Source organism: Actinosynnema sp. NPDC059335 (genome assembly GCF_042752395.1).
Lineage (GTDB): Bacteria > Actinomycetota > Actinomycetes > Mycobacteriales > Pseudonocardiaceae > Actinosynnema.
Genome location: NZ_JBHYXZ010000001.1, coordinates 97,162 through 111,203, shown reverse-complemented (window position 1 = coordinate 111,203; position 14,042 = coordinate 97,162). Strand labels below are relative to the sequence as shown.

Genomic DNA, 14,042 nt, shown 5'->3' with positions numbered 1-14,042 from the left:
TTCACCCCCATGGCGGAGGTAGTGCTCGCGATCGACCTGGGGACGACGTCGACCAAGGTCATCGCGGTGGACCGGGACGCGGGCGTGGTGGCATCGGCGGAGCACGGCTACCCGATGCGCACCACGCCCTCCGGCGAGGCGACCCACGACCCGGTGGAGGTGTGGGAGGCGGCGCTGCGGGCGTTGCGGGAGGTCGCGTCCCGGGGGCTCGCGGTGCGGGCGCTGGCGTTGACCGGCGCGATGCACACGCTGGTGGGCCTGGACGCCTCGGGCACGCCGGTCACGCCGTCGGTGTCGTGGGCGGACAACCGCGCGCAGGAGCAGGCGGCCCGGCTGCGCGGCACGGACGCGGGCATCGCGCTGCACCGGGCGACCGGCACCCCGATCCACACCATGTCGCCGCTGGTGAAGCTGGCGTGGTTCCACGACCGGGGGTTCACCGCGGACCGGTGGTGCGGGCTCAAGGACTACGTGGCGCTGCGGCTGACGGGCGTGCTCGCGACCGAGCACTCGTCGGCGTCGGCGACGGGCCTGATGGACCTGCGGTCGCTGGACTGGCACCCCGGGTCGCTGGAGTTCGCGGGCGTGCGGGCCGAGCAGCTGCCCGCGCTGCACGCCCCGACCGACTCCCTGCCGCTCGCGGTGGACGTGCCGGGCCTGCCCGCCGGGCTGCCGGTCGTGCTGGGCGGCGGCGACGGGCCGATGGCGAACCTCGGCGTGGGCGCGGTCGTGCCGGGGGTGGCGGCGGTGTCGCTGGGGACCAGCGGCGCGCTGCGGGTGGTGCGCGACGAGCCCGCCGTGGACGAGCGGGGGCGGGTGTTCTGCTACGCCGTCGCCGAGGGGCTGTGGGTGCTCGGCGGCGCGGTGAGCAACGGCGGCGTGGCCGCGCAGTGGGCCGCCGAGGCGTTCGGCGTGGACGTCCGGGACCTGCTGGACGAGGCCGCCGCGGTGCCGGTGGGCGCGTCGGGCGTGACCGCGTTGCCGTACCTGCTGGGCGAGCGCGCGCCGTGGTGGGACGCGGACGCGACGTCGGCGGTGGTCGGGCTGCGGCGCGAGCACGGGCGCGCGGTGGTCACCCGTGCCCTGGTGGAGGGCGTGGCGCAGCAACTGGCGCTGGTGCTGGACGCGGTGCGCTCGGTGGCGGACGTGCACGCGGTCCGGGTGACCGGCGGCGCGTTCCGCAGCGACCTGTGGGCGACGGTCCTGTCGTCCGCGCTGGGCCTGGAGCTGGAGCTGGCCGACGACAGCGAGGGCTCGGGCGTGGGCGCGGCCCTGGTGGGGTGGCGGGCGCTGGGGGAGATCGGGTCGCTGACCGTCGCCGCCGACCTGATCACCCCGGTGAAGACGATCGCCCCGGACCCGGAGGCGGTCCGCTTCTACGCGCGGGCCCGGCCGGGCGTCGAACGCCTGTACCGGGCCCTGCGCGAGCTGGGGCGGCCCTAGCGGGCGCGCAGCAGGAAGCCGTGCTCCACCAGGTCGGTCAGGCCGAACTTCCCGACCATCCGGTGCTCCGGCCGGGGCTGCGCGGCCAGGTGCTCGACGTCGAACGCGTGCCCGAAGCGCCCGGCGATCTCCGCCGGCCCGACGGAGAACGGCGGCGTCGGCAGCGTCGGGTGGTACTCCAGGGTGTTGATGAAGTACCGGGTCCCGGGCCGGGCCAGGCGGGTGATCGTGTCGGCGTACCGCTGCCGCATGTCGTCCGGGAACGCGATCAGCGACGCGCGGTCGTAGACCAGGTCGACCGGGCCGATCTCGGCCGGTCCCAGCCGGAACAGGTCCTGGCGGCGGATGACGAGGTTGCCGCAGCGGAACACGTCGGGCTCCTCCTCCACCGGGTCCAGGCCGTTCTCGGCGAAGAACTCCTCGACGGCCCGGGGCACCAGCTCGACCCCGACGACCTCCGCCGCCGTCTCGGCGAAGAACCGCAGGTCGGTGGTCTTGCCGCAGAGCGGCACCAGGACCCGCGCGCCGGCCACCAGGCCGAGCCGGGCCAGCATCCGGGCGTGCTCGTGCACGTCGCGCAGGTGGAAGCTCGTCTTCGTGCCGCCCTGCTCCCACGACTCGTACCAGAACTCGGGTTCCATGCTGGAGAAGAGGTGCGCGGAGCGTGCCGGAGACTGGGCCGAACGGGTGGTTTCCGCCCCGATCAGACCGCCGGGGCCGGCGTCCTGCGGTGACCGGGCACCGCGGTGCCCGCGGCGACCACGAGCGCGCCGACGCCCGCGACGGCGAACCCCCACGCCGGTGAGCCGTGGTCGATCACGAACCCGGCGACCGGCTGGCCCAGCGCCACGCCGAGCGTGAACGCCGAGCTCTGCAGGCCCATCGCCACACCGCGCGCGGACGGGGGCGCGTGCTTCGCGATCTCCTCGCCGGTCGCGGTGATCGTCGGCGCGCACAGCAGGTTCGTCGGCACCAGGGCGAGCGCCAGCCACCACGGCGACCAGCCGAACAACCCGATCGGCACGGCCAGCAGCCCCATGCCGCCCATCAGCGCCCACAGCGGCGGCACGCGGGTCAGCCCGCCGTAGACGAACCCGCCGACCAGCGACGCCACGCACATCACCGCGACCATCGCCCCGGTCCACCCGGTCAGGCCCAGTTCGCGCATCGACGCCACCACGGACACCTCGACGCCCGACAGCACGAACGTCGCGCCGCCTGCGCTGATCAGCACCCCGACCAGCCGCCCGTCGAGCCACTCCCGGCGGGGCACGCGCGGTCCCGGGGGGCCCTCGCGGCCGACCGGGGGGTTGACCGCGTACAGGATCGCGCCCACCACGAGCATGGACGCGCCGATGGCCCACATCGCGGTCCGGCTGGACGCCTGCGTGGTGAGCGCGACGCCGAGCGCCGGGCCGGCCATGAACGCGACCTCGACGGCCATCGAGTCCATCGCCAGCGCGGTGCGCCGGCGGTCGTCCGGCACCAGCGCGGTCAGGATCTGCCTGCCCAGCGACATGACCGGCAGCACCGTGATCCCGGTGAGGAAGCACGTGACCAGCAGCACCTCGTAGGGCAGCAGGGGCGCGACGAACCAGAAGACGCCCTCGGTGGCCACCGACAGGGCCACCATGGCGCGCAGCCCGCGCCGGTCCACCAGGTGGCCCATCAGCGGCGAGCCCAGCGCGATGCCGATCGTGCTGACCGCCCCGACCAGGCCCGCCGCGCCGTAACCTCGTTCGAGGCCGAGCAGGACGTGCATGGTGATCGTCATGCCCGCGGCCGTCGCCGGCACGCGCGCGACCAGCATCAGGAGCATCAGGCCGGGCACGCGCGGCGTTCGGAGGACGGCCAGGTAACGGGAGACGTTCACGTGCCCATCCTCACTCGCGAGGGCAAGAGGTTTAACCGTTCGTTTTCTTGACTCGTTCCAGAAAGCGTGATGAAGTGGTGGAGCCATGACCCCAGGACCACGTGAGCTGCTCAAGGACGCCGGGCTGCGCGTCACCGCGCCCCGGATCGCGGTGCTCGAGTGGCTCGTCGAACACCCCCACGCCACGGCCGACGCGGTCGCCGAGGGCGTGCGGGCCCGGTTGGGGTCCGTGTCGACGCAGGCCGTCTACGACGTGCTGCACGCGTGCGCGCGGACCGGGTTGCTGCGCCGGATCGAACCCGCCGGTCACCCGGCGCGGTACGAGACGCGGACCGGCGACAACCACCACCACCTCGTCTGCCGGACCTGCGGCCGGACCGAGGACGTCGACTGCGTCCACGGCGCCGCGCCCTGCCTCGAACCCTCCGAGACGGCCGGCTTCGCGGTGGACGAGGCGGAAGTCCTGTTCTGGGGTCTGTGCCCGGATTGCCGAGGGACCTGACTGCCGCACCCCACAGAAGGAGCCACAGCGTGACCGAAGCGCGTCACACCACCAACAACGCGGGCATCCCGGTCGCGAGCGACGACCACTCCCTGACCCTGGGCGCGAACGGCCCGATCCTGCTGCAGGACCACTACCTGATCGAGAAGAACGCCCAGTTCAACCGGGAACGGGTGCCGGAGCGGGTCGTGCACGCCAAGGGCGGCGGCGCGTTCGGCCACTTCGAGACGACCGAGGACGTCAGCCGCTTCACCAAGGCCGCCCTGTTCCAGCCCGGCGTCCGGACCGAGGTGCTGCTGCGCTTCTCGACCGTCGCGGGCGAGCTGGGCTCGCCCGACACGTGGCGCGACCCGCGCGGCTTCGCGCTGAAGTTCTACACCACGCAGGGCAACTACGACCTGGTCGGCAACAACACCCCGGTGTTCTTCCTGCGCGACCCGATCAAGTTCCCGGACTTCATCCGCTCGCAGAAGCGCCGCGCCGACACCGGCCGCCGCGACCACGACATGCAGTGGGACTTCTGGACGCTGCAGCCGCAGACCGCGCACCAGGTCACGTGGCTGATGGGCGACCGGGGCATCCCGCGCACCTGGCGGCACCAGAACGGCTACGGCTCGCACACCTACCTGTGGGAGAACGCGGCCGGCGAGAAGTTCTGGGTCAAGTACCACTTCAAGACCGACCAGGGCGTCGAGAACCTGACCTCGGAGGAGGCCGCCCGGATCGCGGGCGAGGACGCCGACGCGCACCGCGCCGACCTGTGGCACGCCATCGAGCGCGGCGAGTTCCCGTCGTGGACGCTGCACGTGCAGGTCATGCCGTACGCCGAGGCCGCGACGTACCGCTTCAACCCGTTCGACCTGACCAAGGTGTGGCCGCACGCGGACTACCCGCTGGTCAAGGTCGGCCGGCTGGTGCTCGACCGCAACCCGTCGGACTACTTCGCCCAGATCGAGCAGGCGGCGTTCGAGCCGACCAACCTGGTGCCCGGCATCGGCGCGTCCCCGGACCGGATGCTGGTGGGCCGCATGTTCGCCTACCCCGACGCCCACCGGTACCGCATCGGCGCGAACTACAACGAGCTGCCGGTGAACCGGCCGAAGTCGCCGGTGAACTCGTACTCGCGGGACGGCGCGATGCGCTTCGCCAACCCGGCCGACCCGGTGTACGCGCCCAACTCCTACGGCGGCCCGCACGCCTCCGCCGAGGCGGCCGGCGAGGTCACCACGACCTACGGCGTCGAGGACGAGGTCGTGCGCTCGGCGTACAAGCTGCACGCCGAGGACGACGACTGGGGCCAGGCGGGCACCCTGATCCGCGAGGTCATGGACGAGGCCCAGCGGGAGCGCCTGGTGAAGACCGTGGTCGCGCACGCGTCCAACGGCGTGTCCGAGCCGGTGCTGGAGCGGGTGTTCGAGTACTGGCGCAACATCGACAAGGAGACCGGCGACAAGATCGCCGCCGCGTTCGGCAAGTGACTCCCTGACCGTGCACCCCTGACAGTGCACACCCGACGGGGTCGCCCGCACCGGGCGGCCCCGTCCGGTCTTCCGCCGGGCCGCGGCCCGGCGTCACGCCGTGTCGGGGACATCCTGCCGGGCGTTGGCCAGCGCCAGCCCGGTGCGCAGCGACCCGACCGCCTCGGCCACCGCCTCCCGGAACACGCCGCCGACGCCGAGGATGTTCGCGAACCCGTGGAACAGCCCTTCGTGCCGCCGCAGCACCACCGGCACGCCCTGCCGCGCCAGCTTCTCCGCGAACGCCTCGCCCTCGTCGCGCAGCGGGTCGAACCCGGCCGTCGCCAGGTACGTCGGCGGCAGCCCGCTCAGGTCCTCCGCCAGCAGCACCGACAGCCTCGGGTCGGTGTGCGTGTCCCGGGACGGCGCGTAGTGGTCCAGGAACCAGTCCATCTTCTCGTCGGTGAGGAAGAACCCGCGGCCGAACAGCTCCCGCGACCGCCGCCGCACCGACGCGTCCACCGCCGGGTAGAACAGCAGCAGGAACACCGGCTTGACGTCCCCCGCGTGCAGCGCGGTCACGGCCGCCAGGTTCCCGCCCGCGCTGTCGCCGCCGAGCGCGATCCGCCGCGGGTCGACCCGCAGCTCCTCGGCGTGCGCCACGGCGTACTCGAACGCGGTCCGCGCGTCGTCCGCCGCGGCCGGGAACGGGTGCTCGGGGGCGAGCCGGTAGTCGGCCGACAGCACCCGCACCCCGCCCTCCACGGCGAGGAACCGGCACAGGTTGTCGTGGCTGTCCAGGTCGCCGCTGACCCACCCGCCGCCGTGGTAGAAGACCAGCAGCGGCGACCCGGCGGCCAGCCCGGTCGGCTCGTAGAACCGCGCGCCGACGCCGTCCAGCGACAGCGACCGCACCGCCACGCCGCCGATGACGGGCCCGCAGACCAGGGCGTTCGTCCGGTTGAGCGCGACGCGGTTGGCGGCGGGCGTGGTCGTCCGCCAGTCCTCGCCGCTGAGCCGCTGCAACCTCAGCAGGAGCTGCGCCTCGGGGTGCAGCCGCTGGCCGTCCACCGTGACGGGCGGGCCGGCGACGAACCGGCGCAGCGGCGCGGGCAGGCCGAACACGAAGCGGAGTGCACCGGCCAGGACACCGGGAGGGATCGACTCGGCGAGCTTCGACATGAGACCTACGTTACTCGCGGGTAGGGGCTTCGGGCGAGCGCTGGACCTCCAGTTAGGTGCAGGTGGCAGGATCGGGCACCATGACGGTCACCGTGGTGGGCATCGGCGGGTCCCTGCGCCCCAACTCGCAGTCCGAGCGCGCGATGCGGATCGCCCTGGAGGGCGCCGTGGACGCGGGCGCGAAGGTGGTCGAGGTCTCCGGCCCCGAGCTGGTGCTGCCGTTCTACGACCCGTCCGTGCCGGACCGCACCGACGCCGCCCGGCGGCTGGTCGAGGCGCTGCGCCTGGCCGACGGGGTGGTGCTCGTCTCGCCCGGCTACCACGGCACGGTGTCCGGCCTGGTCAAGAACGCCCTGGACTACGTCGAGGACCTGCGCGGCGACGAACGCCCCTACCTCGACGGCCGCGCGGTCGGCTGCGTGGCCACGGCGCAGGGCTGGCAGGCGTCGGTGACCACGCTCACCGCGTTGCGCTCGATCGTGCACGCGCTGCGCGGCTGGCCCACGCCGCTGGGGGCGGCGGTCAACTCCGGCGAGGTCGAGTTCGAGGTGGACGGCGGCTGCTCGGTGCCGTCCGTGGCCGACCAGTTGCGCACGATCGGGCGACAGGTGGCGGAGTTCGCCGTGTCGAGGGCGGGTTGAGCGGGTAGCCACGGGAGGGCGTGAGCTGCCACACGACCGGGTGTGGTTCGGCTTCGGCCGGGTGTTGGGCAGGGCGAGGGGCCCGACCACCAGCTCGAAGGAGAGCGTCACATGCAGGTTCTCTACACCGCGGAAGCCATCGCAGTCGGAGAAGGCCGCAACGGCGAGGTCCGCACGTCCGACGGCGTGATCGACGAGCAGCTCTCCATGCCCAAGGAGCTGGGCGGCCCGGGCGGCGACAAGACCAACCCCGAGCAGCTGTTCGCGGCCGGCTACGCGGCGTGCTTCCACAGCGCGCTCAAGGCCGCCGCCCGGCAGGCCAAGGTCAAGCTCGGCGAGACGACCGTGACCGTGAAGGTGGACCTCGGCCGCAACGGCGACGGCGGCTTCCAGCTCGCCGTCGAGCTGGTCGCGCACCTGCCCGGCCTGGAGCGGGCCGAGGCGGAGCGGCTGACCGCGGCGGCGGACCTGCTGTGCCCGTACTCCAACGCAACGCGAGGCAACATCGAGGTGGCTCTCACGACCACCGTGTGAGGAGGCGTCAGACCCATGAGCACTCAGAAGTCCCCGATCACCAGCCCGCTGACCGAGTCGGACAAGGCGTCGGTCGGGGCGGTGCTCCAGGCCACCCTGGTGGACTTGATCGACCTGTCCCTGGTGGCCAAGCAGGCGCACTGGAACGTGGTCGGCAAGAACTTCCGCAGCGTCCACCTCCAGCTCGACGAGCTGGTCTCGACCGCCCGCACCTACACCGACGAGGTCGCCGAACGCGCCGCCGCGCTGGGCATCTCGCCGGACGGCAAGGCGAAGACGGTGGCCGAGGGCTCCGGCGTGCCGGAGTTCCCCGGCGGCTGGCTCAAGGAGGACGAGGTCGTCACGGCGGTCGTCACCGCGCTGGGCGAGCTGATCCAGCGGCTGCGCAAGCGCGTGGACGAGACCGACAAGTCCGACCTCGTCACCCAGGACCTGCTGATCGAGATCACGAAGAACCTCGAGCAGGCCCACTGGATGTGGCAGGCGCAGCAGGCCTGACCGCGCCCCGCGGGGCCACCGGCGCGCCCGGTGGCCCCGGTCGGCGGTGCTAGGGCAGCACGCGCCGCACGAACCCGACCTCGGCGGCCGTCTGCCGGATCGTCTCGGCCACGACCAGCGACCCGTGCCCGGCGTCGTACCGGTACACCTCGTAGGCCGCGCCGCGCGCCGCCAGCCGGTCGAGGTAGTTGTCGATCTGCCGGATCGGGCAGCGCGGGTCGTTCTCGCCCGCCAGCACCAGCACCGGCGCGCGCACGGCGTCCACGTACGTCAACGGCGAGCACTCGCGGTACCGGTCCGGCACCTCCTCCGGCGACCCGCCGAACAACGCCCGGTCGAACGCCCGCAGCGGCTCCATCTCGTCCTCGTAGGCGGCCAGGTAGTCGGCCACCGGCACGCCCGCCACCCCGGCCGCCCACCGCTCCGGCTGCGTGCCGAGCGCCAGCAGCGACAGGTACCCGCCCCACGACGCGCCGTTGACCACGCACCGCGCCGGGTCGGCGAACCCGGAGCCGACGGCCCAGTCGTGCACCGCGGCCACGTCCTCCAGCTCGGTCAGCCCCGGCCGGCCCTCGATCGCGTCCCGCCACGTCGAGCCGTACCCGGTGGAACCCCGGTAGTTCACGTGCACCACGGCGAACCCGGCGTCCAGCCACACCGCCCGGTAGGCGGAGAACCGGTCCTCGTCCGCCGAGTGCGGCCCGCCGTGCAGGTGGAACACCGTCGGCAGGGGACCGTCGGGCGCGCCGGCCGGCCGCGCGACCAGGGCGTGCACCTCGCCCACGAACACGTCGGTCAGGTCCACCGACGGCGGGGCCTTGTGGCCGGGCGGCTCCAGCAGGACGCGCTCGTCGCCGTCCGCGTCCAGCACCCGCACCACGCCCGGCCGCGCGGCCGAGGACCACGAGTACTCCACCGCGCCGTCCGGGCGCACGTTCGCGCTGCCCACCGTGCCGTGCGGGGTGTCCAGGGCGTGCAGGACCCCGGTCTCCAGGTCGTACCGGTGCAGCGTGTTGCGCGCCCGGAACGTGTGCACGACCAGCAGCGACCGCGCGTCCGGGTACCAGTCGGCGCTGATCTCGCCGGGCAGGTCGATCACGATCTCGGTCTCGGTGTCCGCCGCGACGTCCCAGATCAGCAGCTCCTCCCGGCCGCGCCGCTCGTGCCCGACCAGCAGCCGGTTGTCGCCGCGCACCGGGCTGAACGCGATCGCGTCCAGGCCCTTGCCCGGCCCGTCCCACTTCTCCGCGACCTTCTCGCCCGACGGCGTGACGACGCGCAGCGCGGAGTGCCGGTTGTCGCCGTGCTCCGAGTGCGACAGCACCACCAGCGTCTCGTCCTTGGACAGCGCCGACACGCCGCCGTCGTTCTCGTGCGCGTAGATCACCTCGGCCGGCCCGCCGTCCCGCGACACGTACACGGTCGTGCCGTCGTCGGTGGACGTGCCGACCGCGACGACGCGGTGCCCGATCTCCAGGCCCGCCGGGTAGCCGGGCGGCACGCCCTCCACGGCGGGTTTCGGCCCGCCGCCCGGCCGGAACGGCTCGCCCACCCACGTGCCGAACTCGTCGCCGTCGGTGTCGTCGAACCACCAGATCGTCTCGCCGTCCGGGCTGAGCGCGCCGTGCGACGTGCCGTTCGGGCGGTCGGTGACCCTGCGGTGGGTGTCGGTGGCCCGGTCCCAGGCGTAGATCTCCCACACGCCGCTCGAGTTCGACAGGTACAGGCTGCGGTCGGGGGCGTCGTCGGCCCAGCCGGGCAGGCTCACGCGCGGCGCCGTGAAGCGGGCACGCCAGCGGGCTTCGGCCTCGGCGTCGGCGAACAGCGGCTCGGGCACTTCGGCGGTCGGGTGCGTCGTCACACCCCGATCCTGCCGGCTTCCCCGCGGTGACCAGGCGGTAGTCCGGCGCCCGGCTCAGCGGCCCAGCTCCTCGTCCAGGATCCGGTCCAGGTCGGCCGACGCGCGGCGCAGGGCGCGGTGGACCAGCGCGACGAGCGCCACCGCCCCGGCGACGGCGACGCCCGCGGTGGTGCTGGTGGCGAACGCGACGATCCCGGCGAGGCCGAGGGCGACCTGGGTCCAGGCGACGACGGGGACCCAGCCGTGGGCGGTGGTGGTGGTCATGGGCACATCTCCCTGCTGGGCGGTGACGGGCGTCGACTCGTCGTCGGACGAAGACCGCCGGTTGTTACGCACCGTGACGTCAATCGGCAACTTCCACCCGATCGGGTTAACGGAACGTGACGAAAGCTCGCCGGAAGGTCGAAGGTGGCAATTAGGAAACAGCGAGGAGTAGTTCGTAACGCCCGCGTTGGTCCGAACGAATCACGGGATACAGCGTTGGTGCGGCAGGGGAGGTCTGACCGATGATCGAGAACACGGTTCGGCAGGGCGGTCGCGTCGGGTGCGTCGACGCCCTGGGTCGTCGGCGGACGCTGGAGGTGTCGCTCACCGAGGAGGGCAACGTCTGCATCCACACCCCGCCCGGCGAGTCCGCGAAGCTCGACTGGAACGAGGTCGGCGAACTCCTCCGGCGCCTCGCGGAGCTGCGACCGCACGTGAAGTGACGCCCGGCCGGCCGGGCCGGGAGGGGCAGCGGACCCTCCCGGCCCCCCGCGCGTGCCGGAAAACCGGTGGCCGGCCCCGCCGCCCGGCCGCTGCACTGGGCGGATGACCGACCACACGGAACTCAACCGCCGCCACTGGGAGGACAGCGCCGCCGCGGCGCACGGCCCCCTGGCCCGCGCCCACTGGGCGCGCACCGAACCCCGCTGGGGCCTGTGGGCCACCCCCGAGTCCGAGGTCCGCGCCCTGCCGGACGTGACCGGCCTGGACGTGATCGAACTCGGCTGCGGCACCGCCTACGTCTCGGCGTGGCTCGCCCGCCTCGGCGCCCGCCCCGTCGGCATCGACATCTCGACCCGCCAACTCGACACCGCCCGCGCCATGCAGGCCGAGTTCGGCCTGGAGTTCCCCCTGATCGAGGGCGACGCCCAACGCGTCCCGCGCGACGACGCCACCTTCGACCTGGCGATCAGCGAGTACGGCGCGTCCCTGTGGTGCGACCCGTACCGCTGGATCCCCGAAGCCGCCCGCCTGCTGCGCCCCGGCGGCCACCTGGTCTTCCTGAGCCGCTCACCGCTGTTCGCCCTGTGCGCCCGCCCCGGCGGCACGGCGTCCACCACCCTGCGCCGCCCGCAGTTCGGCCTGCGCCGCGTCGACCACGGCACGTCCACCGAGTTCACCCTCCCGCACGGCGAGATGCTGCGGCTGCTGCGCGCCGGCGGGTTCACCGTCGAAGACCTGATCGAACTCCAGGCGCCCACCCCCGCCGAGCGCGAGTACGACGAGGTGTCGTCCGAGTGGGCGAGGCAGTGGCCGAGCGAGGAGATCTGGAAGGCCCGCCGGACGTCGTGACGCGGTCGATCAGGCCGTGCCGTGCCCCTCCCGGTGCGCGAGCACGTCGGCCATGTGCGCCTGCGCCCACTCCCGGAGGCCGCGCGTCACGTGGTGCAGCGACAGGCCCAGGTCGGTCAGCTCGTAGGAGACGGTGACGGGCACGGTCGGCGTCACGGTGCGGGTCAGCAGGCCGTCGTGCTCCAACGACCGCAGCGTCTGGGTCAGCATCTTCTGGCTGACCCCGGCCAGCAGGCGGGAGAGCTCCGAGTAGCGCAGGGCCCTCGGCACGCCCGCCGGCCGTCCACCCGACCCGCCGCCGTGGTCGCCGCCCAGCGCGCACAGGACCAGGACGACCCACTTGTCCGAGATCCGGTCGAGCAACCGCCGGCTCGGGCAGGCCGCCAGGAACGCGTTGTACTCCACCTTCGCCCGAGCCCTCCGCTCGGCCGCCTTCGTGGTCGCCACGGCCCACGCCTCTCCCCGACAGGTGTGTTACGCACTTTCAGGTGCCTACTTCCCAACAGGAAGCTGCTCTCCAATGCTGACGGACGGGGGCGGCACGCGCCACCCCCGCGACGCACGACGAAAGGCAGCAGGATGAGCACCCCGACCCCGTCCCTCCCCGGCGGCGACTGGACCCTGGGCGACCTGACCGTCACCCGGTTCGGCTACGGCGCGATGCGCCTGGCCGGTCCCGGCGTCATGGGCCCGCCCGCCGACCGCGACGGCGCGATCGCCGTGCTGCGGGAAGCGGTCGACCTCGGCATCACCCACATCGACACCAGCGACGCCTACGGACCGCGGGTCACCAACGAACTGATCCGCGAGGCGCTGCACCCCTACCCCGAGTCGCTGCGCATCGCCACCAAGGTGGGCGCCACCCGCGACGACCGGGGCGGCTGGCCCGTCGCCCGACGCCCCGAAGACCTGCGCCGCCAGGTCCACGACAACCTCAGGTCCCTCGGCCTCGACGTGCTGGACGTGGTCAACCTCCGGCTCGGCGACGCCGAAGGCCCCCGCCCCGGCCCGCTCGCCGAGGCGTTCGGAACGCTCGCCGAACTCCGCCAAGAGGGCCTGATCCGCCACCTCGGCGTCAGCAACGCCACCGGGGAGCAGGTCGCCGAGGCCCGGGCCATCGCCCCGATCGCGTGCGTGCAGAACCTGTACAACCTCGCCCACCGCCACGACGACGACCTGATCGACCGACTCGCCACCGACGGCATCGCCTACGTCCCGTTCTTCCCCCTGGGCGGCTTCACACCCCTCCAGTCCGAGACCCTGTCGACGGTCGCCGCCCGCCTGCACGCGACACCGGCGTCCGTCGCACTGGCGTGGCTGCTCCACCGATCGCCGAACATCCTGCTGATCCCGGGCACGTCCTCGACCGCGCACCTGCGCGAGAACCTCTCCGGCGCCGGGCTCGCCCTGACCCCCGAGGACCTGGCCGACCTGGACACCATCGGCCGCTGACCGGGCGGAAAGACGAATCAGGCCCACCGGGAACTCCCGGTGGGCCTGACCTGATCTGTCGGGGTGACAGGATTTGAACCTGCGACCTCTTCGTCCCGAACTAGGTACGGCAACTGCACCGACCTGGGTCCGTAACCAAAGCTGCTGGTAGAGGCGTCGGGCGTCGTTGGTCTGTGCGAGCACCCGGAGTGCTCGATTGCCAGTGCTTCTCCCAGGTTTCTCCCAGCGGTTCACCGACCCGGCGCGCTGCTGTAACCAGCCGAGCGGCAGACCACCCCCCGCTCGCGCAGGGAAGACTGGCTGGATGACGGCGGCGGCACCCGTACCCCAGGACCACCCCCGCTCCCGCGGGTGGAAGACGATCTGTGCCGCGCGGCGGCGAGCTGGAGCGTGCCCGGACCACCCCCGCTGCGCGGGGAAGACACGCCGACGGCCTTCGCCACGGGGCCGACGTACGGACCACCCCCGCTCGCGCGGGGAAGACGTCACCTACCAGGCGCAGGTGCGCCGCGTGCAAGGACCACCCCCGCTCGCGCGGGGAAGACCCGCTGCCGGGAGGCGGCATCGTCGTGAACCTGGGACCACTCACGCTCGCGCGGGGAAGACGCTTTCTGAGCTGGCACTTTAGCGCAGCTCGGTGCGTTTCACATTCAGTTTGTGCAGCCGAACGGCGGGGGCGTCCCACCGTCTGCGGCATCGTGAAATGCGTGATCTCTGCACCCGTCGTCGCAACCAGGGCGCGGGCTACTCGCGGGGGACGAACGTTCGCCAGTTTGTCTGCCCCCGGAGCTTGGCGGCGGTGTCCAGGATGAGGTCATGGCAGCCCTTGCCCGCCTCGTTCAGTACCTGGTCCATGAACGCGTTTGCGCCTGTGATGTCGTCGTCGCGTAGGTAGCTCTCGACCTCGTTGACGCAGCTCGCAAGGTAAGCCCACACCTGGGCCACTTGATCCTCGGTCGGCGTGATCTTGAAACCCATGGTGCCCTCCGGCCCGGTGCAAACGATGCATACGAGTCTAGCGAGGCAGACGCAGGCGTTCAGT

The 14,042-nt window shown here is 72.9% G+C and carries 16 protein-coding genes; 9 read left to right on the top strand and 7 right to left on the bottom strand.

What is annotated here, in order from left to right; genetic code table 11:
- Positions 1-9: 9 nt before the first annotated feature.
- Positions 10-1,443, top strand: a complete 1,434-nt coding sequence (locus ACFXGA_RS00585) for a gluconokinase (protein ID WP_378082920.1) — start codon at positions 10-12, stop codon at positions 1,441-1,443.
- On the opposite strand, the gene ACFXGA_RS00580 is transcribed toward ACFXGA_RS00585, so the two are convergent.
- Complete coding sequence (locus ACFXGA_RS00580) at positions 1,440-2,084, bottom strand: thiopurine S-methyltransferase (RefSeq protein WP_378082919.1); 645 nt, start codon at positions 2,082-2,084, stop codon at positions 1,440-1,442. The two genes, ACFXGA_RS00585 and ACFXGA_RS00580, sit on opposite strands and share 4 nt — an antisense overlap.
- Positions 2,085-2,146: 62 nt before the next feature.
- On the bottom strand, positions 2,147-3,316 hold the full coding sequence (locus tag ACFXGA_RS00575) for an MFS transporter (RefSeq protein WP_378082916.1): 1,170 nt from the start codon (positions 3,314-3,316) through the stop codon (positions 2,147-2,149).
- A gap of 85 nt (positions 3,317-3,401) precedes the next feature.
- Here ACFXGA_RS00575 and ACFXGA_RS00570 point away from each other — a divergent pair, with 85 nt between their 5' ends.
- Both ACFXGA_RS00570 and ACFXGA_RS00565 read left to right on the top strand, forming a co-directional pair.
- Positions 3,402-3,818 (top strand): Fur family transcriptional regulator, encoded by a 417-nt coding sequence (locus ACFXGA_RS00570; RefSeq protein ID WP_378082915.1) that lies wholly within the window; start codon positions 3,402-3,404, stop codon positions 3,816-3,818.
- A gap of 29 nt (positions 3,819-3,847) precedes the next feature.
- Positions 3,848-5,296 (top strand): catalase, encoded by a 1,449-nt coding sequence (locus tag ACFXGA_RS00565; RefSeq protein WP_378082914.1) that lies wholly within the window; start codon positions 3,848-3,850, stop codon positions 5,294-5,296.
- Positions 5,297-5,389: 93 nt separating this feature from the next.
- Here the strand turns inward: ACFXGA_RS00565 and ACFXGA_RS00560 are convergent, their stop codons facing one another.
- Positions 5,390-6,457: an alpha/beta hydrolase gene (locus ACFXGA_RS00560; RefSeq protein WP_378082913.1), complete on the bottom strand. Its 1,068-nt coding sequence runs from the start codon at positions 6,455-6,457 to the stop codon at positions 5,390-5,392.
- Between the two features lie 80 nt (positions 6,458-6,537).
- Here ACFXGA_RS00560 and ACFXGA_RS00555 point away from each other — a divergent pair, with 80 nt between their 5' ends.
- The 3 genes from ACFXGA_RS00555 to ACFXGA_RS00545 all read left to right on the top strand — a co-directional run bounded on the left by ACFXGA_RS00555 (position 6,538) and on the right by ACFXGA_RS00545 (position 8,130).
- Positions 6,538-7,098, top strand: coding sequence for an NADPH-dependent FMN reductase (locus tag ACFXGA_RS00555; RefSeq protein ID WP_378082912.1), 561 nt, complete (start codon positions 6,538-6,540; stop codon positions 7,096-7,098).
- A 111-nt stretch (positions 7,099-7,209) separates the two neighbouring features.
- Positions 7,210-7,632, top strand: coding sequence for an organic hydroperoxide resistance protein (locus ACFXGA_RS00550; protein WP_378082910.1), 423 nt, complete (start codon positions 7,210-7,212; stop codon positions 7,630-7,632).
- 15 nt (positions 7,633-7,647) lie between these two features.
- Entirely contained in the window at positions 7,648-8,130 is a 483-nt protein-coding gene (locus ACFXGA_RS00545; RefSeq protein WP_378082907.1) for a Dps family protein, read from the top strand.
- 49 nt (positions 8,131-8,179) lie between these two features.
- On the opposite strand, the gene ACFXGA_RS00540 is transcribed toward ACFXGA_RS00545, so the two are convergent.
- Together ACFXGA_RS00540 and ACFXGA_RS00535 are read right to left on the bottom strand one after the other, a co-directional pair.
- Entirely contained in the window at positions 8,180-9,991 is a 1,812-nt protein-coding gene (locus ACFXGA_RS00540) for a prolyl oligopeptidase family serine peptidase (RefSeq protein ID WP_378082905.1), read from the bottom strand.
- Between the two features lie 54 nt (positions 9,992-10,045).
- Entirely contained in the window at positions 10,046-10,255 is a 210-nt protein-coding gene (locus tag ACFXGA_RS00535) for a hypothetical protein (RefSeq protein ID WP_378082903.1), read from the bottom strand.
- Between the two features lie 242 nt (positions 10,256-10,497).
- Here ACFXGA_RS00535 and ACFXGA_RS00530 point away from each other — a divergent pair, with 242 nt between their 5' ends.
- Positions 10,498-10,698: a hypothetical protein gene (locus tag ACFXGA_RS00530; protein WP_073897285.1), complete on the top strand. Its 201-nt coding sequence runs from the start codon at positions 10,498-10,500 to the stop codon at positions 10,696-10,698.
- A gap of 103 nt (positions 10,699-10,801) precedes the next feature.
- Positions 10,802-11,548, top strand: a complete 747-nt coding sequence (locus tag ACFXGA_RS00525; protein ID WP_378082902.1) for a class I SAM-dependent methyltransferase — start codon at positions 10,802-10,804, stop codon at positions 11,546-11,548.
- Between the two features lie 9 nt (positions 11,549-11,557).
- Here the strand turns inward: ACFXGA_RS00525 and ACFXGA_RS00520 are convergent, their stop codons facing one another.
- Positions 11,558-11,995 (bottom strand): winged helix-turn-helix transcriptional regulator, encoded by a 438-nt coding sequence (locus tag ACFXGA_RS00520; RefSeq protein WP_378082901.1) that lies wholly within the window; start codon positions 11,993-11,995, stop codon positions 11,558-11,560.
- 132 nt (positions 11,996-12,127) lie between these two features.
- Here ACFXGA_RS00520 and ACFXGA_RS00515 point away from each other — a divergent pair, with 132 nt between their 5' ends.
- Positions 12,128-13,000: an aldo/keto reductase family oxidoreductase gene (locus tag ACFXGA_RS00515; protein ID WP_378082900.1), complete on the top strand. Its 873-nt coding sequence runs from the start codon at positions 12,128-12,130 to the stop codon at positions 12,998-13,000.
- A gap of 744 nt (positions 13,001-13,744) precedes the next feature.
- Here ACFXGA_RS00515 and ACFXGA_RS00510 read toward each other — a convergent pair.
- The gene (locus ACFXGA_RS00510; protein WP_378082899.1) at positions 13,745-13,978 is read right to left on the bottom strand and encodes a hypothetical protein; all 234 of its coding nucleotides are present in this window, start codon (positions 13,976-13,978) and stop codon (positions 13,745-13,747) included.
- Positions 13,979-14,042 lie beyond the last annotated feature (64 nt).